This window comes from Streptomyces uncialis (assembly GCF_001905345.1).
GTDB classification, from domain to species: Bacteria; Actinomycetota; Actinomycetes; order Streptomycetales; family Streptomycetaceae; genus Streptomyces; species Streptomyces uncialis.
This window is the reverse complement of sequence record NZ_LFBV01000001.1, coordinates 1,695,801-1,718,416: the sequence shown is the minus strand read 5'-3', so window position 1 is coordinate 1,718,416 and position 22,616 is coordinate 1,695,801. Positions and strand designations below refer to the sequence as shown.

At 73.9% G+C, this 22,616-nt stretch carries 12 protein-coding genes; 4 read left to right on the top strand and 8 right to left on the bottom strand.

Annotated features, from left to right (window positions below; genetic code table 11):
* Positions 1-5: 5 nt before the first annotated feature.
* From AB852_RS07370 to AB852_RS07360, 3 genes are all read right to left on the bottom strand, one after another.
* Entirely contained in the window at positions 6-3,758 is a 3,753-nt protein-coding gene (locus tag AB852_RS07370; RefSeq protein WP_073784695.1) for an ATP-dependent DNA helicase, read from the bottom strand.
* Between the two features lie 201 nt (positions 3,759-3,959).
* Positions 3,960-7,514, bottom strand: a complete 3,555-nt coding sequence (locus tag AB852_RS07365; RefSeq protein ID WP_073784693.1) for an ATP-dependent helicase — start codon at positions 7,512-7,514, stop codon at positions 3,960-3,962.
* A gap of 347 nt (positions 7,515-7,861) precedes the next feature.
* Positions 7,862-8,224, bottom strand: coding sequence for an MGMT family protein (locus AB852_RS07360; protein ID WP_073784691.1), 363 nt, complete (start codon positions 8,222-8,224; stop codon positions 7,862-7,864).
* 449 nt (positions 8,225-8,673) lie between these two features.
* Here AB852_RS07360 and AB852_RS07355 point away from each other — a divergent pair, with 449 nt between their 5' ends.
* From AB852_RS07355 to AB852_RS07345, 3 genes are all read left to right on the top strand, one after another.
* Positions 8,674-11,466: a lysylphosphatidylglycerol synthase transmembrane domain-containing protein gene (locus AB852_RS07355; RefSeq protein ID WP_405674854.1), complete on the top strand. Its 2,793-nt coding sequence runs from the start codon at positions 8,674-8,676 to the stop codon at positions 11,464-11,466.
* A gap of 107 nt (positions 11,467-11,573) precedes the next feature.
* The gene (locus tag AB852_RS07350) at positions 11,574-13,139 is read left to right on the top strand and encodes an alpha/beta hydrolase (RefSeq protein ID WP_073784687.1); all 1,566 of its coding nucleotides are present in this window, start codon (positions 11,574-11,576) and stop codon (positions 13,137-13,139) included.
* Between the two features lie 150 nt (positions 13,140-13,289).
* Positions 13,290-14,843: an alpha/beta hydrolase gene (locus tag AB852_RS07345; RefSeq protein WP_073784685.1), complete on the top strand. Its 1,554-nt coding sequence runs from the start codon at positions 13,290-13,292 to the stop codon at positions 14,841-14,843.
* A gap of 145 nt (positions 14,844-14,988) precedes the next feature.
* Here the strand turns inward: AB852_RS07345 and moeZ are convergent, their stop codons facing one another.
* The 5 genes from moeZ to AB852_RS07315 all read right to left on the bottom strand — a co-directional run bounded on the left by moeZ (position 14,989) and on the right by AB852_RS07315 (position 22,071).
* Positions 14,989-16,167, bottom strand: a complete 1,179-nt coding sequence (gene moeZ, locus AB852_RS07340) for an adenylyltransferase/sulfurtransferase MoeZ (RefSeq protein WP_073784683.1) — start codon at positions 16,165-16,167, stop codon at positions 14,989-14,991.
* A gap of 62 nt (positions 16,168-16,229) precedes the next feature.
* Positions 16,230-16,982, bottom strand: a complete 753-nt coding sequence (locus tag AB852_RS07335; RefSeq protein WP_073784681.1) for a spherulation-specific family 4 protein — start codon at positions 16,980-16,982, stop codon at positions 16,230-16,232.
* Positions 16,970-17,938 carry an NAD-dependent epimerase/dehydratase family protein gene (locus AB852_RS07330; RefSeq protein WP_073784679.1) on the bottom strand — a complete coding sequence of 323 codons (969 nt, stop codon included), beginning with the start codon at positions 17,936-17,938 and terminating at the stop codon, positions 16,970-16,972. Before AB852_RS07330 ends, AB852_RS07335 begins: the two co-directional genes overlap by 13 nt.
* Before the next feature lie 1,500 nt (positions 17,939-19,438).
* Complete coding sequence (locus AB852_RS07320; RefSeq protein ID WP_079184344.1) at positions 19,439-20,998, bottom strand: DUF3152 domain-containing protein; 1,560 nt, start codon at positions 20,996-20,998, stop codon at positions 19,439-19,441.
* Positions 20,999-21,006: 8 nt separating this feature from the next.
* On the bottom strand, positions 21,007-22,071 hold the full coding sequence (locus AB852_RS07315; protein WP_073784673.1) for an alpha/beta fold hydrolase: 1,065 nt from the start codon (positions 22,069-22,071) through the stop codon (positions 21,007-21,009).
* Between the two features lie 131 nt (positions 22,072-22,202).
* Between AB852_RS07315 and AB852_RS07310 the strand changes: the two genes are divergently transcribed.
* Positions 22,203-22,436: a hypothetical protein gene (locus AB852_RS07310; RefSeq protein ID WP_073784671.1), complete on the top strand. Its 234-nt coding sequence runs from the start codon at positions 22,203-22,205 to the stop codon at positions 22,434-22,436.
* The last annotated feature ends 180 nt before the right edge of the window (positions 22,437-22,616 follow it).

Below are 22,616 nucleotides of genomic sequence, written 5' to 3'. Positions count from 1 at the left end.
CGAGCCTATCCGCCCACCGGGGCGGACTCGTCCGGTGGTTCTGTGAGCACGGGCGGGGGGCCACTGTCGCCGCTCAGCAGCCGCTCCAGCTCCGCCCGCCCCGGCAGCCTCCCGGGCCGTACGGTCTCCCCGCTGCGCACATGGAGGAACACCGCCGTGACCGCCTCCAGGGGCACCCCCCGCTGCTCGGCCCAGGCCAGCCGGTACACCGCGAGCTGGAGCGGATCGGCGTCGCGCCCCCGGCCCGTCTTCCAGTCGACGATCTCGTACGTGGTGTCCGCGCCCTCGCCCTCGCGGTACACGGCGTCGATGCGGCCCCGTACGACCCGGCCCGCGAGGTCCAGCTGGAAGGGGGCCTCGACCCGGTAGGGGGTGCGCCGGGCGTACGGGGTGCGCTCGAAGGACGCCTTCAGCGCCTCCAGGTCGCGTTCGTCGGCGATCTCCGCCTGTCCGCCCGGGAGGTCGTCCGGCTCCAGCAGGGGCAGCCGCAGCTCCTCGTAGCGGGCCTCGACCCACGCGTGGAAGCGGGTGCCCTGGCGGGCGGCGGGCTGCGGCGGGCGCGGCATCGGGCGGGCCAGCTCCTGGGCGAAGCCGTCGGGGTCCGCCGCGAGGTGCATCAGCTGGGAGGCGGTCAGGGACGGCGGGACGGCCACCTCGGTGACGCCCTGCCGGGCCCGCAGCAGCTCACCCGTGAGGGCGTCCAGATCACGGTCCCAGGAGGCGATCGACCGGGCTTCCTCGGGGGTGAGCCCGGGGGCGCCGGTCCGGTCGTCGGTGGCGGGGGCGTCCGTGGCGGGGCCGGCGGGGGTGTCCGTGGCGGGGGTCGGGGCGTCCGTGCGGCCAGGGTTGCAGGGGGCGGTGTGGCCGTGGTCGGCGGGGGCGGTCTGCTGGGCGGGCACGCGCGCGTGGGGGGCGTCGGGCAGGGGCCGCCCGGCGGTCGGACTCCCGGCGGTCGCGGGGCGTTCCGTGGACCAGGAGTCCCAGTCGGCGGTGTCCTCGGGGAGGCCCTCCGGGTGGGGCGCGTGGGCGTCGTCCGGGGGGACCTCCTCGGGACCGTACGGGTCGTGCGGCTCGTGGGTCTCGTAGGTCTCGTGGGGGTCTTGCGGCTCGTACGGGTCGTCCGGTTCCGCCGGGGGCGGGGGGGCTGCCGGGTCGTCGGGATAGGTGGCCGCGGACGGGTCCCGGGGGCCGGTGGGGGTGCCGGGGGCGGGGCCGCGCGCGGGAGGGCCGCCGGGGGCGCCGGACGGGGTGTCCGTGAGGCGGGCGAGGTGGGCGAGGACCGTGTCCGCGGCGGCACGGCGGCGGGCCAGCGACACCGGGTCCAGGGGCAGCGGCCACGCCTGGTCCGCGGAGGCGGCGGCCAGGGCCGGGTTCTCGTCGTCCTCGCCGGGCTCGTCCGCCCATGCCTCGATCTCGCCCTGACCGGCGGCACAGTGGTCGTACAGGGCCCGCAGGAAGTCCGAGGGGCCCCGGGTGCGCTTCTGGGAGGGGCCCCACCAGTGCCCCGAGCCGAGCAGCAGGGAACGGGGACGGGTGAAGGTGACGTACCCGAGGCGCAGTTCCTCGGTGTGCTGGTGGGCCTTCATGTCCTCGTGGAACGCCTTGAGGCCACGCGCGTCCCACTCGGTGACATCGGGCAGGGTGTCGGCGTCCCCGCGCAGGGAGTGCGGCAGGACCTTGCCCTGCGCCGTCCACTTCTCACGGCCCTGGGCGCTGGGGAAGGTGCCCTTGACCAGGCCGGGCACGGCGACGACATCCCATTCCAGGCCCTTGGACTTGTGGGCGGTGAGCACCTTGACGGTGTTCTCACCGCCGGGCAGGGAGTTGTCCAGGCCCTTCTCGTACTGGACGGCCGTACGCAGGAACCCGAGGAACGCGAGCAGGCCCGCCTCGCTGTCGTGCGAGGCGAAGGAGGCCGCGACATCGAGGAAGTTGGCGAGGGTCTCCCGGCGGCGGGCGGCCAGGGCGTGCGGTGAAGCGGACAGCTCGACCTCCAGACCGGTGACCGTGAGGACACGGTGCAGCACGTCCATCAGGGGGTCGGCCAGGGAGCGGCGCAGATCACGCAGTTCGGCGGCGAGCCGCGCGAAGCGCACCCGCGCGGCGGGCGAGAACGGCAGTCCGTCGTCACCGGTATCCGTGGGGTGTTCCAGGAAGGTGTCCAGGGCGTCGGCGAGGGACACCACCTCGGAGGGGTCGACACCTTCGACCGCCTCGGCGAGACGGCGTCCCAGGTCGGCCGCGTCGTCGTCGGCCACGCGCGCGTGACGTACGAGCAGCCGGGCCCGCCGCCCCAGCAGGGCGAGGTCACGGGCGCCGATCCGCCAGCGGGGGCCGATGAGCAGGCGCACCAGGGACGCGTTGGCGCCGGGGTCCTGGAGCACCTCGCAGACGGCGATCAGGTCCGCGATCTCCGGCAGGTGCACCAGCCCGGACAGGCCCACGACCTCGACGGGCACGTCCCGGGCGACCAGCGCGCCCTGGATGCGCGCGAAGTCGGCGGCGGTGCGGCACAGGACGGCGATCTCCCCGGGCGGGGTGCCCGTGCGCACCAGGTGGGCGAGGGAGTCGGCGATCCAGTCGATCTCCTCGGCGTGGGTGTTCAGCAGGGCGCAGCGGACCATGCCGTCGTGTTCGGCGCCGGGGGCGGGCCGCAGGGCCTCCACGCCCGCGTGCCGGGCCCGCAGGGGCTCCGCCAGACCGTTGGCGAGGTCGAGGAGGCGTCCGCCGCTGCGGCGGTTCTCGCTGAGCGACTGGCGGGCGGCGGGGCTGCCGTCGGCGTGGGCGAAGTGTTCGGGGAAGTCGTCCAGGTTGGCGACGGACGCCCCGCGCCAGCCGTAGATCGCCTGGCAGGGGTCCCCGACGGCGGTGACGGGGTGGCCGGTGCCCTCGCCGAAGAGCCCGGACAGCAGGATGCGCTGGGCGACGGAGGTGTCCTGGTACTCGTCGAGGAGCACCACCCGGAACTCGTCGCGCAGGATCGTGCCGACCTCCGGCCGGGTCCGCGCGAGGGTCGCGGACAGCGCGATCTGGTCACCGAAGTCGAGGAGGTCCTTCGCGCGCTTGGCCGCGCGGTAGTGACCGACCAGCTCGGTCAGCTCCCGCCGGGCGGCGGCGGCCTCGGGGACCTTGCGCAGATCGGCGTTGGAGAGCTTCGCGCCCTCCAGCGCGCGCAGCAGCTCGGCGTCGTGCGCGCGCAGCGCGTCGGGCCGTACGAGGTGCTCCGCGAGGTCGGCGTCGAGGGCGAGGAGATCGCTGACGAGGTCGGGGAACGAGCGGGTCAGCGACGGGTAGGGGCCCGGCGCCTCGCGCAGGACCCGGGCGGCGAGCTGGAAGCGGGTGGCGTCGGCGAGCAGCCGCGCGGTGGGCTCCAGGCCGATGCGCAGCCCGTGGTCGGTCAGCAGCCGCCCGGCGAAGGCGTGGTACGTGGAGATCACGGGCTCGCCCGGCGGATTGTCCGGGTCGTGCCCGTCGGGGTCGGTGACACCGGCCCTGACCAGGGCCTTGCGGACGCGCTCCGCGAGTTCCCCCGCGGCCTTGTTGGTGAACGTCAGCCCGAGGACCTGCTCCGGCGCGACCTGCCCCGTACCCACGAGCCACACCACACGGGCGGCCATCACGGTCGTCTTGCCGGACCCGGCTCCGGCCACGATGACCTGCGGCGCGGGCGGCGCGACGACGCACGCCATCTGCTCCGGGGTGAAGGGGATGCCGAGGAGCTGCTTGAGCTGCTCGGGGTCGCTGATACGGGCGGACACACCCAAAAGGCTAACGGCGCCCACCGACAGCCCCGACCGATCGGGTACGGCACACGGCCGGGACCCGGCTCCACGCGCGATGGCCCACCGGCGGCGCGGTACCGATCGCGTCCGACGCCCCCGCACGGCCGGTGGACCGGGGCAGGACCGCAACCGGGGGGTTGGGCGCCGGGGGCGCCGGGAACCGGGCCCCGGGCGCCGTCACTCCACCACGTGCCGCCCCTCCGGCCGGGCGCTGCACGAGGCGCGGAACGCGCAGTGACCGCAGTGCTGCCCGGGGCGGGGCGAGAAGCGCTCGTCCAGGACCTTGCCCGCGGCCGTGGCGAGCAGGTCCCCGATCCACTCCCCGGACAGCGGTTCCTGGGCCTGCACCTTGGGCGCGCTCTCGCCGCCGTCCTTGCGGGCGGCGGGCTGCCGCAGCTGGACGAGTTCCGCGCCGCCCGTCGGCGGGGCCGTACCGCCGAAGGCGTCGTCCACGGCTCCCTCGGTGACGGCGAGCTGGTAGACGGCGAGCTGGGGGTGCTGGGCGACCTCCGCCGCGGAAGGGGCGTGCTTGCCGGTCTTGAAGTCGACGACGTACGCGCGTCCCTCGCCGTCGCGTTCCACGCGGTCCATGGAGCCCCGGATGCGTACCTCGAAGGACCCCGCCTCCAGGGTGACGTCGAAGTCGTGCTCACTGGCGACGGGGGTGCGGCCCGCGCGGTCGGTGACATGCCACTGGAGGAAGCGTTCGAGCGCCACGCGCGCGTGCTCCTTCTCCTGGGCCGACTTCCAGGGCGCGTCGAAGGCGAGCGCGTCCCACACCGAGTCGAGGCGTTCCATGAGGACGGCGAGATCGGCGGGGGTGCGTCCGGAGGCCACCTCGTCGGCCAGCACATGCACGACGTTGCCGAAGCCCTGCGCGGCGGTCGCGGGCTCGTCGGCCTTCACCTCACGGCCGAGGAACCACTGGAGGGCACAGGTGTTGGCGAGCTGGTCGAGGGCGCTGCCCGACAGGGCCACCGGCTTGGCGCGGTCCCGCAGCGGGACCACGCTGTCGGTCGGCTCGTCCATGCCCCACCAGCGGTACGGGTGGGCGGCGGGCACCAAGGGGCGGCCCTCACCGTCGTCCAGGGCGGCCAGCCTGGCCAGCCGACGGGCGGCGGCCTCCCGCAGCGCGGCCGAGACCCGGGGGTCGACGGTGGTGGCGCGCAGCTCCGCGACGAGCGCGGGCACCGACAGCGGACGGCGCGGGCGGCCCGACACGTCCCTGGGCTCGACCCCGAGTTCGGTGAGGAACCGGGACGGCTGGTCGCCGTCGTCGGCGGGTGCCTTCACCGCGGTGACGACGAGGCGTTCCCTCGCGCGCGTGGCGGCCACGTAGAACAGCCTGCGTTCCTCGGCGAGCAGGGCGCCCGGGGTGAGCGGTTCGGCGAGACCGTCCCGGCCGATGCGGTCGGCCTCCAGCAGCGAGCCGCGGCGCCGCAGGTCGGGCCACAGCCCCTCCTGCACCCCGGCGACGACGACGAGCCGCCATTCCAGGCCCTTGGCCCGGTGCGCGGTCATCAGCCGGACCGCGTCGGGGCGCACCGCGCGCCGGGTGAGGGTGTCGGCGGCGATGTCGGCGGCCTCGGTCTCCACGAGGAAGTTCAGGGCGCCCCGGCCACCGGTGCGCTCCTCCGCGCGGGACGCGGCGGCGAAGAGCGCGCAGACGGCGTCGAGGTCCCGGTCGGCGTTGCGCCCCGAGGCCCCGCCCCGGCGGGCGGCCCGCTCCAGGCGCTGCGGCCACGAGGTGCCCTCCCAGAGGTCCCACAGGGCCTCCTCGGCGGTACCGCCGCCCGCGAGACGTTCACGGGCCTTGCGCAGCAGCGCGCCCAGCCGCTGCGCCCCGCGCGCGTAGGCGGGGTCGTGGACGGCGAGGCGCTCCGGCTCGGCGAGCGCACGGGCCAGCAGCACATCGGAGGGCGGCGGGACCGGGCGGCCCCCGGCCCGCTCCTCGTCGCGCAGGGCGCGCCCGAGCCGCCGCAGATCGGCGGCGTCCATACCGCCGAGCGGTGAGGCGAGGAGGGTGAGCGCGGTCTCGGTGTCGAGCCAGCCGCCGCCCGCCACGGGGCCGCTCCCCGGCACGGGCATCCCACCGGCAGGCACCGGCACCTCGCCCGCGGTCGCCTCGCTCCCGGGTACGTCGTCGGCAGGCGACTCGTCCACAGACATCTCGTCCGCAAGCGGCTCACCCACAGGCGCCTCGTCCACGGATGCGTCGCCCGGGGCTGCATCGCCCGCAGCCGCCTCGTCCGGGGGCACCGGTTCGGCAGGCACCGCTTCGGCGGGTGCCCCTTCGGTGGTCGCCCCGGACGCCGAGGGGTCGGCCGTGGGCGCCCCGACGGTCGCCTCCGCGACCGCGCGCAGGGCCAGCAACAGCGGCGCCACCGCGGGCTCGTGCCGCAGCGCCAGATCGTCACCGTCGATGTCGAGCGGTACCCCGGCCGAGGTCAGGGCGCGCCGTACGGCGGGGATGCTGCGGGAGCCCGCGCGGACCAGGACGGCCATGTCCCGCCAGGGCACCCCGTCCTCCAGATGGGCGCGGCGCAGGATGTCGGCGACATTGTCGAGTTCCGTACCGGGCGTCGGGTACGTGTACACCTCCACCCGGCCGCCGCCGCGTACCGGTGTCAGCTCGCGGTGGGCGCGGACCCGGTCGGCGGGGAGCCGGGTGAGCGGCATGCGCTGGGTGAGGAGCCGGGTGGCGTCGAGCAGGGCGGCCCCGGAGCGGCGGGACGTCCGCAGCACCTCCACGCGCGCGGGGGTGCCGTCCGGCTGCCGGAAGGCGTCCGGGAAGCCGAGGATGCCGTTCACATCGGCGCCCCGGAACGCGTAGATCGACTGGTCGGGGTCACCGAACGCGAGCAGGGTGCGTCCGCCGCCCGCGAGCGCGTCCAGCAGCCGGACCTGCGCGGGGTCGGTGTCCTGGTACTCGTCGACGAACACGGCGTCGTACTGCGTGGCCAGCGCCGCCGCGATCGGGGGCCGGCGGGCGAGCAGGACCGCGCGGTGCACCAGTTCGGCGTAGTCGATGACGCCGTGGAGGTCGAGCACATCGAGGTAGTCGGCGAGGAACGCCGCCGCGGCGCCCCAGTCGGGCCGCCCGGTGCGGGCCGCGAAGGCGCCCAGGGCCTCGGGCGCGAGGCCCAGCTCACGGGTCCGGGCGAGGACCGCGCGCACCTCGTCGGCGAAGCCCCGGGTGGTCAGACAGGCGCGCAGCTCGTCGGGCCAGCGCACATGGCGCAGCCCCGCGCGTTCGAGGTCGATCTGTCCGGCGAGGAGCTCACGCACCGTGACGTCCTGCTCGGGCCCTGACAGCAGCCGCAGGGGCTCCGCGAACAGCTCGCTGTCCTGATGGGCACGGACGAGGGCGTAGCAGAACGAGTGGAACGTCGTGGCCCGGGGGGCGCGGGCGGCGCCGATCCGCAGGGCCATCCGGTCCCGGAGTTCGACGGCGGCCTTGCGGCTGAAGGTGAGCACCAGCATGCGCGCGGGGTCGTCGCCACGGGCCACGCGCGCGGCGACCGTCTCCACGAGGGTCGTCGTCTTGCCGGTGCCGGGACCGGCGAGGACGAGGAGCGGTCCGCGCCCGTGGTCAACCACCGCGCGCTGCCCCGCGTCCAGACGAGGGGGGTCCACCGGTACCGGCGGGGTACGCACCAGCCGGTACGCGCCCGGGCTCCCCTGCCGCGCACGGGGGTGCGGCAGGCGCCTGGTGGTGGAGGAGGAGCTCACGTGGTTCGCCGGTCCTGGTGGTCGTGCTGATGGGCGTGCCGCCACGCGCGCGGGGCGGTGGCCCTGGTGGGTGGGGGACGCTGCTGACGGATGACGACGCTACGCCCCCCGGTGCGCGGACGGGTCCGCCGCCGGAATCCGGGGGCGGGGCCCCGCCGCGTGGCCGACGGGCGAGGCGCGGGCGCGCGGGGCCGCGTGGGCACCCCGGAAAGCCCTTGCGTCACGCACGGTGTCCACGAACCGAACGCGCCCGCGCGGCGGAACGTGCCCCGGCTCCCCCGTACGGACCGGCTGTCGCCCGTACGGGGGAGCCGGGGCGGAAGCCGGCGGGTGGGCGACCGACGGCGTCATTCCCGTGGGTGTCCGTCCCAGCGTGCCTGGCGCATGTCCAGGCGCGGCAGATGCCCCTGGGCCGCGCGGCTCACCACGCGCAGCGGGGTGCCCTCGGCGCGGTACCGCTCCAGGGCCTGAAGTTCATGGCCGGGCAGCAGCGTGCCGTCGGAGCGCACGACGCGCCACCAGGGCACCGCGCCGCCGTACAGGGCCAGCACCCGGCCGACCTGTCGGGGTCCGCCCTCCTCCAGCCACTCCGCGACATCGCCGTACGTCATCACCCGGCCCGCCGGGATCAGCTCGGCGACATCGAGGACCCGCTCCGCGTACGGCGGGTACTGCGGTGGTTGGTCCGCCGAACGGCTCTCCTCGCTCATCCGTCCTATCCTGCCCCACACCACCGACAGTGCGCCGGAGCGGGAACGGAAGGCGCACCACACCGACGGAAAGCGGGTGAGAAGGGCCCTCGGTCGCCGTATTGCACCCTGATGCCCCCCTCTGTCGGAGAGGCATGCCAGGATCGTGCGGGCGGTGACTGGTGATACGAGAAGAAGAAGACGCGGCGGAACGGCAGGGCGCGCACCCCGAAGGCGCGGGCACCCCTGTCGGGTCGGCGCGCCCTGACACCGGAGAACGGCCCCTGAAGGCGCACAAGGATTCCGACGAGACCCCGACCACCGACGCAGGGACACCCGCGCCGGGCACGTCGTCGGTCCCCGAGCCGGGCGAGGCGCCGAAGGACCCGGCGGACGGCGGGGGCACACCGGTGCGCTCCCCCGGCGATCCGGCGCGGCTCACCCCGGAGGGCCCCGCCGACCCCGACGACCTGCTGGAGGCCGCGGCCGACACCTATGCCGACGAGGTCGAGGGCGACGAACCGCTGCTCCCCGCGCGCGTGCACCGCCCGTCGGACCTGATGCGGCTGCTCGTCGGGGCGCTGGCCATCGCGGTCGTGCTGTCGATCGCCGCGTTCGCGCACGGCACGACGTCCGGGCTCGAACAGGACATCAGCAAGGGCACCGACGAGGCGCCGGACCTGCTGATCAAGTTCGCGGGTCTGGCGTCGAGCATCGCGGTGCTGCTGGTGCCGGTCGCCTTCGCCGTCGAGCGGCTCATCAAACGTGACGGTCTGCGGATCGCCGACGGCGTCCTCGCGGCCGTCCTCGCGCACGGTGTGACACTCGCCACGGATCTGTGGGTCGCCCAGTCGGCGCCGACGTCCATCCAGGAGGCGCTGACCCAGCCCTCGCCCGCCGACATCCACGCCCTCACGGACCCGGTGCACGGCTATCTGGCACCGGTGATCGCCTATATGACGGCCGTGGGGATGTCCCGCAGGCCGCGGTGGCGGGTCGTGCTGTGGGTGGTGCTGCTGCTCGACGCGTTCGCGATGCTCGTCACCGGTTACACGACCCCGTTCTCGATCATCCTGACGATCCTGATCGGCTGGACGGTCGCCTACGGCACGCTCTACGCCGTCGGGTCGCCCAATGTGCGTCCCACCGGCCAGACGCTGCTGGCGGGCCTGCGCAGGGTCGGGTTCCACCCGGTGGGCGCCGCGCGCGAGGAGGCCGGTGGCGACACCGACAGCGTGGACCGGGGCAGACGGTACTTCGTCACCCTGGAGGACGGTCCACCGCTGGACATCACCGTTGTCGACCGGGAGCAACAGGCGCAGGGGTTCTTCTACCGGGTGTGGCGGCGGATGACGCTGCGCGGGATCACCACCCGCCGCAGCCTCCAGTCGCTGCGCCAGGCGCTGGAGCAGGAGGCGCTGCTCGCGTACGCGGCGATCGCCGCGGGCGCCAACGCGCCGAAGCTGATCGCCACGTCCGAGCTGGGCCCGGACGCGGTGATGCTCGTGTACGAGCACACGGGCGGACGTTCCCTGGACTCGCTGCCCGACGACGACATCACCGACGCCCTGCTGCACGACACCTGGTGCCAGGTGCAGGCCCTCCAGTCACGCCGGATCGCGCACCGCAGACTCGCGGGCGACGCCATCCTGGTGGATCGTTCCGGCACGGTGATCCTGTCCGATCTGCGCGGTGGTGAGATCGCCGCGGGTGACGTGGTGCTGCGGATGGACATCGCGCAGCTGCTGACGACGCTGGGGCTGCGGGTGGGCGCCGAGCGTTCCGTGCGGTCCGCGGTGGCGGTCCTCGGGCCGGACGTGATCGCCGACTGTCTGCCGCTGCTCCAGCCGATCGCGTTGACGCGCACCACGCGCGGGACGCTGCGCAGGCTCGCCCGCGAGCGTGCCGAACGTGAGCGCGAGGCCGTACTCGAAGCGTCCAGGGCGGCCAAGCAGGAGCGTCTGGAGGCCGCGGCGGCCGATTCCCGGCCCCCGGAGGCCACCGCGCCCGCCGCGCCGCCCACAGCGGCGTCCGAGCCCACCGGCACGGACCACACGCCCACCGGGCCGGAGCACACGCCGGACGGCACGGACCACGCGCCGGAGCGCGCCTCCGACGGACCGCGCACGGTGCTCGACAAGCTCGCCGCGCACGAGAGGGCCGAGCGCGACGAGAAGGCCGCGAAGAAGGCCGTCCGCGCGGAGCGGCAGGCCGAGAAGCGCGCGCTGGACGACGCGATGGAGGAGGCGCGCGAGGAGGACCTGCTGACCCAGATCCGCCACCAGGTGCTGCGTATCCGTCCGCAGGCCCCGGTGGAACCGGCGCGGCTGGAGCGCATCAGGCCGCGCACCCTGATCAGCTTCATCGCGGGTGCCATCGCCGCGTACTTCCTGCTGTCGCAGCTCACCCACTTCGAGTTCGCGACGCTCATCGAGGACCCGCAGTGGGGCTGGGTCGCCGCCGCGGTGCTGTTCTCCGCCCTGAGCTACTTCGCCGCCGCGATGAGCCTGCTGGGCTTCGTACCGGAGCGGGTGCCGTTCCTGCGGACGGTCGGCGCGCAGGTCGCCGGGTCGTTCGTGAAGCTGGTGGCGCCCGCGGCCGTCGGCGGGGTCGCCCTCAACACCCGCTTCCTCCAGCGGGCCGGGGTGCGACCGGGGCTCGCGGTCGCGAGTGTGGGGGCCTCGCAGCTCTTCGGGCTCGGCGCGCACATCCTGCTGCTGCTGTCGTTCGGCTATCTGACGGGCACGGAGAAGACGCCGTCCCTGTCGCCGTCCAGGACGGTCATCGCGGGGCTGCTGACCGTCGCCGTGCTGGTCCTCGTGGTGACGTCGATCCCGTTCCTGCGGAAGTTCGTCGTCACGCGCGTGCGGTCACTGTTCGCCGGGGTGGTCCCGCGCATGCTGGACGTGCTCCAGCGTCCGCAGAAGCTGGTCACCGGCATCGGCGGGATGCTGCTGCTGACGGCGTGCTTCGTGATGTGTCTGGACGCCTCGATCCGGGCGTTCGGCGACGAGACCACGTCACTGAGCCTCGCCAGTGTCGCGGTGGTGTTCCTCGCGGGCAACGCGCTGGGGTCGGCGGCACCGACCCCGGGCGGCGTGGGCGCGGTCGAGGCGACCTTGACGTTCGGTCTGATCGCCGTGGGCCTGCCCAAGGAGGTCGCCGCCCCCGCGGTCCTCCTGTACCGGCTGCTGACCTTCTGGCTGCCGGTCCTGCCGGGCTGGCTGTTCTTCAACCACCTCACCCGCAAGGGCGCCCTGTAGGCCGTTTCCGAGCCCGTGCCGGTGCGCGCACCCCGCCCACCGGCACGGGGTCACCCGCACGGCCCCCGTCCCGCGCGCCACACGCGCGGGAACCACAGGATGGGAGCATGCCCAAGCCTCTGCCTGTGCGTGCCGCAGCGCTCGCCGCGACCGCCGTCCTGCTGTCCGCGTCGACCGCCGGATGCGGTGGCGACGACACCAAGGACCGCAAGGACCCCAAGGCCGACGATCTGACGGCACAGCGACTGACGTGGAAGGACTGTCCCGCCCCGGCCCAGTCGGAGGGCGGCGGACCCGCGCCGTCCCCGCTGCCGGACGGCGAACTGTGGGAGTGCGCCACCCTGAAGGCACCCCTCGACTGGGGCGACCCGGACGGCGACACCATCGGCATCGCCCTGATCCGCGCCCGCACCAGCGGCACGGACGGTGAGCGCATCGGCTCGCTGATCTTCAACTTCGGTGGCCCCGGCGGCTCCGGCGTCACCACCCTGCCCGCCTTCGCCGGCGAGTACGAGAAGCTGCGCACCCGCTACGACCTGGTCAGCTTCGACCCGCGCGGGGTGGGCCGCAGCGCGGGCGTGAAGTGCGAGGACGACGAACAGCTCGACGAGTACTTCCAGCAGGACGCCACCCCGGACGACACGGCGGAGCAGCGCAAGCTCGTCGACAACACCCGGGCCTTCAACGCGGCCTGCGAGGACAACTCCGCGCGCGTGCTCCCCCGGGTGCGCACCACGGACGCCGCCCGGGACCTGGACCTGATGCGCCAGGTGCTCGGCGACGACGAGCTCCACTACTTCGGCATCTCCTACGGCACCGAGCTGGGCGGCGTCTACGCGCATCTGTTCCCGAAGAACGTCGGCCGCGCGGTGTTCGACGCGGTGGTCGATCCGACGCAGGACCCGGAGCAGGGCGCGCTCGGCCAGGCGCGGGGCTTCCAACTGGCGCTCGACAACTACGCGAAGGACTGCACCTCCCAGGTGGAGGACTGTCCCGTCGGGGACACCGCGCAGGACGTGAAGGACCGGATCGCGAAGCTGCTCGCGGACCTGGAGAAGAAGCCGCTGCCGGGGGTGTTCCCGCGTGATCTGACCCAGACCGCGGCCACCGGCGGCATCGCGCAGTCGCTGTACTCCAAGGACTTCTGGGAGTACCTGACGGAGGGTCTCCAGCAGGCGTACGACGGCGACGGGAAGATCCTGATGACGCTGTCCGACTCCATGAACGGCCGGAACCAGGACGGCCGGTACAGCAATATCCAGGCCGCGAACGTCGCCATCAACTGCGCCGACGACAAGCCGCGCTACACCCCGGACGACGTCGTGTCACGGCTGCCGCGGTTCCGCGCCGCGTCCCCGCTGTTCGGGGACTATCTGGCCTGGTCGATGGTGAGCTGCACGGACTGGGCGGTCGCGGGCGCCGCCGACCATCCCGACGTCAGCGCGCCCGGCGCGGCACCGATCCTGGTCGTGGGCAACACCGGTGACCCGGCCACCCCGTACGAGGGCACCCGCAAGATGGTCGACGCGCTCGGCCCCGGCGTCGGGGTGGAGCTGACGTACAAGGGCCAGGGGCACGGCGCGTACGACAGCGGCGATCCATGCGTCCGCGAGGCGGTGGACGGCTATCTGCTGGACGGGAAGGTCCCGTCGTCGGGCACGGTCTGCCCCTGAACGCCGACCGGTCCGCGGACGGCCGTCCGGCCCCGCCCGGGACCCGGCGGACCGCCCTGACGAGGGCATGATCGGAGTTGTCCACAGGGTCCGACGGGGCCCGGCGAGGTCTGCCTACTATGGCCGGACAGCTCGTGGAGGGGGAAGATCATGGCCCGGTACGTACGGTCGGCGGCGCTGCTCGCCGCCGCCGTGTTGCTCGCGGGATGCGGCGACGGCTCCGGCGGCAAACCGGACGGTTCGCCGTCCGAGGAGCGGGCCTCGTCCCGGCCCCCCGCGCCGGCCGACACCGCGGGCGGCGAGCTGCCGGCCGCCCTGACCGGTCAGCGGCTCAGCTGGGGTGCCTGTCCGGAGACGGATGCCGAGCCCGCTCCGGACGACTCCTGGCGGTGCGCCGATATGAAGGCCCCGCTGGACTACGGCGATCCCGGCGGCGAGACGGTCGACATCGCGCTCATCCGGGCCACCGCGCAGGACGAGGGGGACCGGATCGGTTCCCTGATCTTCAACTTCGGCGGTCCGGGCGGGTCGGGTGTGTCCATGCTCCCCGCGTTCGCCCCCGGCTACGACGAACTCCAGCGACGGTACGACCTGGTCAGCTTCGACCCGCGCGGGGTCGAGCGCAGCGAGGGGGTGCGCTGCCGGGCGGACCAGGAGATCGAGTCCGCCGAGGCGGTCGACCTCACCCCGGACGACAGCGCCGAGGAGCGGGCGTTCCTCAAGGACGCGGCGGACTTCGCGGCGGGCTGCGAGCGCGCCGCCGGGAAGGTCCTCCCCCATGTGTCGACCGACGACACGGCCCGTGACCTGGATCTGATGCGTCAGGTCCTGGGCGACAAGAAGCTGCACTACTTCGGTATCTCCTACGGCACCCAGCTCGGCGGGGCGTACGCGCATCTCTTCCCGAAGCGGGTGGGGCGCCTGGTGTTCGACGCCGTGGTGGACCCGACGGCCGACGGGATGTCCCAGGCCAAGAACCAGACCCGGGGCTTCCAGCGCGCCCTCGACAACTACTTCAGGGCCCAGGGCACGGACCCGGCCGAGGGCACCGCGGGGATAGTGGATCTGCTGAAGCGGATCGACGCGGAGCCGCTGTCCACGTCCGGCGAGCGTGAGCTGACGCAGACACTCGCGATCACCGGCATCGTGATCACCCTCTACAGCGAGCAGTCGTGGCCCTCGCTCACGGACGCGCTGAAGGCCGCCGAGGACGGTGACGGCACGGAGCTGCTCACCCTCGCGGACGCCTACAACGAGCGGGACGGATCAGGCGGGTACAGCGCGCAGAGCCACGCGCAGCGCGCGATCTCGTGCCGGGACTCCAAGGACCGCGGAACGCTGGAGCAGGCGCGCGCGGCGCTGCCGGAGTTCCGTGAGATCTCCCCCGTGTTCGGGGACTTCCTCGGCTGGGACACCGCGGGCTGGTGCCATCGCTGGCCGGTCCCGGGGCTCCAGGAGACCGCCGAGGTGAGCGCGCCGGGAGCGGCGCCGATCCTGGTCATCGGCAACACCGGTGACCCGGCCACCCCGTACGAGGGCGCGGGCCGGATGGCCGTCGGCCTGGGCGAGGGTGTCGGGGTGCTGATGACCTGGAAGGGCGAGGGCCACGGGGCGTACGGCAACGGAAGCGATTGCGTGGACAGCGCGGTGGACGCCTATCTGCTGGACGGCAGACCGCCCAAGGAAGGCACGTTCTGCTCCTGACCCGGGCGGACCGCTCCGGAGCCGGACATCGCCTTCCCCGTGCCGGACATCGAGTCCCGTGCCGGGCGGACCGTTCCCGGGCCGGACGCGGAAGGTCCCCCGCGCCGTTCGGCGCGGGGGACCTGGGAACCCGGTGGGGGAAGGCTCAGTAGACGGGCTTCTGGGGCTCGATCTGGTGCACCCAGCCGATCACACCGCCGCCGACATGCACGGCGTCCGAGAAACCGGCGGACTTCAGCACGGCGAGGACCTCCGCACTGCGGACACCCGTCTTGCAGTGCAGGACGATCTTGCGGTCCTGCGGCAGGCTCTCCAGGGCGGTGCCCATGAGGAACTCGTTCTTCGGGATCAGCTTGGCGCCCGGGATGGAGACGATCTCGTACTCGTTGGGCTCGCGGACATCGATGATCTCGATGCTCTCGCCGTCGTCGATCCACTCCTTGAGCTGCTTGGGAGTGATCGTCGAACCGGCCGCCGCCTGCTGGGCCTCCTCGGACACGACACCGCAGAAGGCCTCGTAGTCGATGAGTTCGGTGACGGTGGGGTTCTCGCCGCAGACGGCGCAGTTCGGGTCCTTGCGGACCTTGACCTGGCGGTACTGCATCTCCAGGGCGTCGTAGATCATCAGTCGGCCGACCAGCGGCTCACCGATACCGGTGAGGAGCTTGATCGCCTCGGTGACCTGGATGGAACCCACGGACGCGCACAGCACACCGAGTACGCCGCCCTCGGCGCAGGACGGCACCATGCCCGGCGGCGGGGGCTCCGGGTAGAGGCAGCGGTAGCAGGGGCCGTGCTCGCTCCAGAACACGGACGCCTGACCGTCGAAGCGGTAGATGGAGCCCCAGACGTACGGCTTGTCGAGCAGCACACACGCGTCGTTGACGAGATAGCGGGTGGCGAAGTTGTCCGTGCCGTCCACGATCAGGTCGTACTGGCTGAAGATGTCCATCACGTTGTCGGCTTCGAGCCGCTCCTGGTGCAGGACGACGTTCACGTACGGGTTGATGCCCTTGACGCTGTCCCGGGCCGACTCCGCCTTGGAACGGCCGATGTCCGCCTGGCTGTGGATGATCTGCCGCTGGAGGTTCGACTCGTCGACCTCGTCGAACTCCACGATGCCGAGTGTTCCGACGCCCGCCGCGGCCAGGTACATCAGCGCGGGCGATCCGAGTCCGCCGGCGCCGACCGCCAGCACCTTGGCGTTCTTCAGCCGCTTCTGCCCGTCCATCCCGACGTCGGGGATGATCAGGTGGCGGGAGTACCTGCGAACCTCGTCGACGGTGAGCTCAGAAGCTGGCTCTACCAGGGGTGGCAGCGACACGGGGACTCCGTTGGTCGGTATTTCGGAAGGTTGTTCTGCGTGCAACACTGCCACGCGTTTCTTCATTCCGAGACACCCGTCCCGACTCGCGAGACGAAATCGTCCCAGTACCCGGGCATGCCCTCCCAGGGGTCCACGCGGCCGCCCAGATCGGTGCGGTCGGTGAACCAGACCGTCGCGGCGCCCTGCCAGCGGGCGATGCGCAGCGCCTCGTCCAGATGACCGCGCGGCACCCCGTGCACGAAGTGGCAGAAGCGTTCAGGCGGGTGCTCCGCGGTCCATGCCGCGGCCTGCGACCAACGGTAGTCGTGCCAGGCGCCGGCGAAGGTGACGAGCTGGTCGGCGGCCTCCACGTACCCCGGGCAGGGGTGGGTGCCCTGACCGAGGACGACATGGGGGTCGTCGACGAGCGCCCGCAGGCTGCTCACCGTGCGGCGGACCGCCGGGAGGGAGGAGGGGTCGGTGGGGCACCGGTCGAGCAGGAACCCGCCGACCCGGTACCAGTCGCGGTAGCGGCGGGCCTCGGCGAGCAGTTCCAGCAGGTCCCGGGCGCCCCGGGCGAGGTCGAGACGCCCGAGCACCCGGACACCCGCGTTGGTCAGCCGTCCGGCGGCCTCCAGACAGTGCGGGTCGGGCCGGTCGCCGGGACCGCGCGCGACATCGAGGACGACCCAGTGCAGCGGCGGCGCGGTCCGGCGGGTGAGCGCGTCCCACTCGGTTGCGGCGACCAGCGGGTGCGCGTAGCCGGGCACCCCCACCCGCGGCCCGGTACCGGTCTGCGCCGTGCCCTTGAGCGCACTGGTCAGATGCGGCATGCCGCCTCCATCCAGATATCGGCGAGGGACTCCTCCAGATTGATCCGGGGCCGCCAGCCGAGCCGGTCGCGCGCGGTACGGACATCGGCCTGCTGCCAGCTTCCGCAGCCGTCGGGGTAGGGGTAGGCGGACGGCCCGGCGTGATCGGGGTCGCTACGGGGGTGCCCGAGGGTGGCGCGCAACGCCACCGGGGGCGCCTGGGGCGCGTCGAGTTCATGGAGCGCCCCCCCGTATCCGGCGACCCGGGCGAGGACGGCGGCGGCGTCCCGCAGCCGCACGGCCCGGCCGGAGCCGATGTTGACCACGCCCTGCGCGGCGGACAGGGAGGCCGCGTGCACGGCCCGCGCCACATCGCGCACGTCCACGAAGTCCCGCTGGGCGCCGAGCCCGCCGAGCTTCAGCTCACCGTCGCCGGACTGCATGGCGCGGCGCATGGCCTCGGCGAGCCGTCCCAGCGGCGACCCGGCGGGGGTGCCGGGGCCTGCGGGCGAGAACACCCGCAGCACGACGGCGTCGAGACCGGAGCCGAGGACGAGTTCGGTGGCGGCGAGCTTGCTGACGCCGTACGGGCCACCGGGGCGCGGTACGGCGTCCTCGGCGGTCGAGGAGCCGGGCTGGCTGGGACCGTACTCGGCGCCGCACCCGATCTGCACCAGCCGTGCGCCGCAGCTGCTGCGGCGCAGGGCCTCGCAGATGGTGGCGACGGCGACGGTGTTGTGCCGGGTCAGCTCGCGGGCGCCGCCCCGGGTGGCGCCCGCGCAGTTGACGACGACCCCGGGGTGCACGGCGTCCAGGAAGCGGGTGAGCGCGCCGGGACTGCCGGTGGCGAGGTCGAAGCGGACATCGGCGTCGTCGCCGCGGCCGAGGGCGGTGAGCTGGACGGCCGGATCGGCGATGAGCCGGTCGGCGACGAAACGGCCGATGTACCCGCCGGCTCCGATCAACAGCACTCTCATCGGGCGCCTCCAGGAACGCGGTCTCCGGATCGGAGGGTGGTCATCTCGCTTTCTCCTTCAGGGGTGTTGCGGAACAGAGGACGCCCGCGGTGTCGGCCACGCGGGAGACGGTTGTGGGGGGTGGGGCCGCGGGGCGCCGATGGCGCGCCGGTCAGGGACCACCGGTACGGGTCATGCCGCGCCTGGGGTACCTCCGGGGTCTCCCACGCCGTCGTACGCCCCCGCGCCCGGCGCGCACGCGGTGTGCGCGGCGGTGGTGCGAACAGGGGCGGAGGCGTGGGTGAGGGTGCGCGTCACTTGGACGAGTAGAGGGGGGCCGCAGGACGGCAGGCTGAGCGGGGCGCGGTCCCGTCGGGCGCCGGCGGGCGTCATCGCGCGCCCTCCCCCGCCGAAGCCGTGACCGGCGGCGCGGTGACCGGCAGCGCGATGACCGGCGATACGGGGACCACCGTCATGGGAACCGTCGGCGCGGCGGCAGCCGACGCGGTGACCGGCGGCGCGGGAACCGTACGCGTCCCGAACGGCGAGGGCCGCCCGTACGTGTCCCACACACGGCGCCGGGCCGGGGACCGCGACACGCTCCCCAGGTAAATGCCGTGAAATGCCGTGGCGTTCCGCTCGACGCGGGACAGGCCGCGGACCGGTTCGAGCGCCCGCGCGCGGGCCACCGTACCCGGGCGCGCACGGCGCTCGGGGTCGCACAGCACCACCCCGCACGCCCGTGCGAGCACCCGCGCCGATACGAAGCCCCCGCCCCCACCGCGCACCCCGCCCACGGAAGCCGAGCCCGCAGCCCCCGAACCCACGACGCACGCGACACCTATGACGCGCATGCCACACCTGATGTCCAAGGCGCCCACGTCACCCGGCGCGGCACTCACGCCCGTCGGGACAGCGGCCCGCGCACCGGACCCGGCCTCCACCTCGCCGAGCGGAGGTATGCCGTCGAGGTCCCGGGCGACCGGCTCCGCCGCCCGCGCGGGGGAACGGCGCAGCGCGGAGGCGAAACGGTACTCCTGAAGTGTGGGGCGCTGATGCCGGACACGGGAGCCGACGACGACGGCACCGGAAGCGAGGTCTCCGCAAGCGGCAGGCCCAGGCACGGCCGCCCCGGAAGCGGACGGGCCGGAAGCGAAACCGGAGCCTGAGCCGGAGGCGGAACCCGAGCCGGGAACGCCGGACGGCGCGACCGGCCGTGCGGCGGCACCTCCACGCCCGTCCGGCGGACCGCCAGGACCCGGCATCCCGATCCGCATACGCGTCACACCCCCGCTCTCCCGTCCGGGAGCCACCACTCGTCGGCGGCCCGCAGCGGGATGAACGTATGCGGACATGCCCGTGGCGCGGCGGACGGTTGTCCGTCGCACCACCGGAAGGGGTGAAGAGACGTGACTTTCGACCACGCACGGCGTTCCGTCGCGCTATGGATCGTTTCGCCTACGCGGTGTCATACCCAGGGGTGAGGTGTGGCGCGGCCGAGTTGACCGTGCGCGCGCACACTCAACTCTTCGGGAACGCCCAGGGGTTGGCCTTGCAGGTGATCCCGTCGTGTTCGAGGAACTTCGTCTGCTGCTGCATCACGGGGGCGAGCGCGCCGTCCGTCTGGCAGCTCACATGGCCGAAGCCGAGCCGGTGGCCCACCTCATGGTTGATGAGCATCTGCCGGTAGGCGTGGATGCGGTCACCGTAGGTCTCGGAACCCTGCGCCCAGCGGTACGCGTTGACCATCACACGTTCCGTGGACGCCGAGTCGCAGGAGACGATGTCGATGGAGGTGTTGAGGCCGGACTTCGCGCACCACTCGTCGGTCGTGCCGGGGCTCGCCAGGGTGATGACGAAGTCGGCCTGTCCGGAGGAGACCCGCTCGAAGGAACGGGCGCCGCCGTGCGCCCAGCTCCGGTCGTCGTTGAGGGTCTTCTGCACGGCGTCCGCGAACAGCGCGCCGTCCAGCCCGAGCCCCTTCTCGACATCCACCCGATAGCGGACCACTTGTCCCTTGCCGGGCGCCTTCACGAAGCCCGGGATCGCCTCGAACTCCCCCGAGGCCGCGAGCTTCGGGTCCAGCGGATAAGTCCGGGCCATCTTCTGCGCGTAGGTCGGCGGAGCCGCGGCGGGCCGCTCCCCGGCCGGGCGTTCGGGGGTGGGGCGGTTGTCGGAGCGGGACGGGGGATCGCCGTCGGACCGGTCGGTCCCCTCCGTCGCGCTGGTCCGCGACTGCGCGCCCGTGTCACGGTCGGCGACCTGTCCGGCGACGACGACGGCGAGCACGGTGGTGACCGCCGCCGCGGCGATCCCGGTGAAGGTGCGCCCCTTGCCGCCCTTGCCCGCGGGCCCGTCACCGGGGGGCGGTCCGTCGCCGGGGTGGCGGGGCGGCGGTACGGCGACCCGGGGGTCGGCGGGATCGGCGGGCCCGTCATCGGTGGCGGGAGGGGCCGGATCGGTGTCCCATTCGGTGACGGAGGCGTAGGGGTCGGCGGCGGGAGCGCCACCGGGTCCGCCCGGCGGACGCGGGCCGCCCCGACGGGCGTACGGGCCGGACGGCGAGGCCGCGGGCGCGGTCGGGCCCGCGGCGGCGTACGGACCGGACGTGTAGCGGCCCTGGACGGCCGCCTGCGGGCCGGGGGCGGGCTCCCTGGGGCCGGGGGTCCGGGCGCCCGCCGCGTGGCCCGTGGTGACCGGGACGGGGTTCCCGTCGGGGAAGGCGTCGACGTACTCCCGTCGTGGGCCGGGGACTTGGCGGCGGCCGGGTGCGGGGGCGCCGTACCCGGCGGGCGCCGGACCGGACGCGGGGACCGTGCCCCAGCCTCCCCCGGCCTCCCGCTGTTCGGGGTGGCCGCCGCGTACCCGGGGCACCCCCTGGGCGGGGGTGCCGTCGGCGTACCGGGGCACCCCGCGCGGGGGCGGTCCCTGCGCGACGCGCGGCACACCCGCGGCGGGAGTGGCGTCGTTCCGGTCGGGCACACCGCGTGCGGCTGTGCTGTCGGCCCTGGGTTCCTCCGGAGGCGGTGCGGCGACCTTGTCGCCCTGCCTCGCCGGGCCCTTGCGGCTATGGCGTCCCACGCGGCGTCTCAGCTCCCCGTCTGCGCGTCGGCGGACTCGTCCGTATCGGAGGGTCCCACAACGGCCTGTCCGATGTCCCGTCCACTGTCGCCCCCCACGCTGTCATGCCCGCCCCCGGAGGGCGGGTCCAGGTCCCTCAACAGGCCCCGGAAGGCACCCGCCACCAGATCGGGGTACTCCATCATCGCGACATGCCCGGCGTCGGGCAGGGTCAGCAGCCGCGAGTCGCGGAACGCGCGCGAGGCACGCTGCGCCATGCGGTACGACACCAGCTGGTCGCGTCCGCCGTAGACGAGCAGGGTCGGGGCCAGCACCCGCTCGGCCTGCCGCCACAGACCGTGCTGCCCGCCGAGGGTGTACGCGTCGACGATCCCGCGCGCGGAGCGTGCCATCGCCTGCCAGAAGTACGGCAGCGCCATCCGGCGCTCCATCTCCTCCACCGCGGCCCGGAAACCGTCCGGCGTCACCCGTCCGGGGTCGCCGTAACAGAGGGCCGTCACCCCGCGCACACGCTGTTCCGGGGACCAGTCGCGGGTCAGCCGGGTGAACAGGGCCGCGACCCCCGGTACGGCCAGCAGCGCGGTCGGCACGGCCGTGCGCTGCACCCGGAGCTCCGGGAGCGCGGGCGAGACCAGGGTCAGGGACCGTACGAGATCCGGCCGGACGGCGGCCACGCGCGTGGTGACCGCGCCGCCCAGGGAGTTGCCGAAGAGATGCGCCGGACCACGACCGGTCGAGTCGAGGTAGCGGATCACCGCGCGCGCGTGGGCGGTGACCGAGTAGCCGCCGTCGTCCGGGGGCGGTGAGTCGCCGAAGCCCGGCAGGTCGAGCGCCTCGCTCTCCATCACGTCGTCGAGCAGGGGCATCAGCGCCGACCAGTTCTGGGAGGAACCGCCGAGCCCGTGGACCAGCAGCGCGGGCGGCAGACCCGGACGGGCGGGCGGACGGGAACGCACCGTGAGCGACAGACCGGGAAGTCCGACGGACCTCAACCGCTCCCCTGCCGCGACCTTGACGACACCGACCCTGGGCGTGACCGCTGCGGACAGATGCGGTGACTCCGTCGAAGACATGCGGCAATGTTACGAGGTGATCACGCGCGGGTTCGTGTGTTCGGCGTCACAGATCGGCGTAGCGTGGTGGTACCGGCTCTCCTACGCCGCGAGAGGGACACCATCCCGTCACCGCCCGGGAAGAGGGACTCATGGCCGTCGACCCCACCGACCCCGAGACGTTCGAGGACACCCAGGAATCCGAGCAGGACCCCCGGGGCGCCGCCGATGCCGAGGCACCCGAGGCGGACACGGCGGAACAGCACACGGAGCTCGCCCCTGAGCAGGACGACGCCCTGCCGGGCTCCGATCCCGCCAGCGCGGCCGAGGGCGACCGTGCGGAGCAGGCCCGCGTGGTGGCCCTGGACGAGGACGACTACCGCTAGTGCCTGAGCGTGCTCCCGCGCGCGGGAGCACGTTCGGCCCCGGCGACCACGCGCTGTGTACGGTTCGCGTGCGCCCGGAGCGTTCCCCGCCCGGTCGGTACGTGAAATCCTGCGCCCGCGCCGCGCACACCCGGGTTACCGAAAAGTACGATGGCCACGCGGCGCACACCCGCACATGGA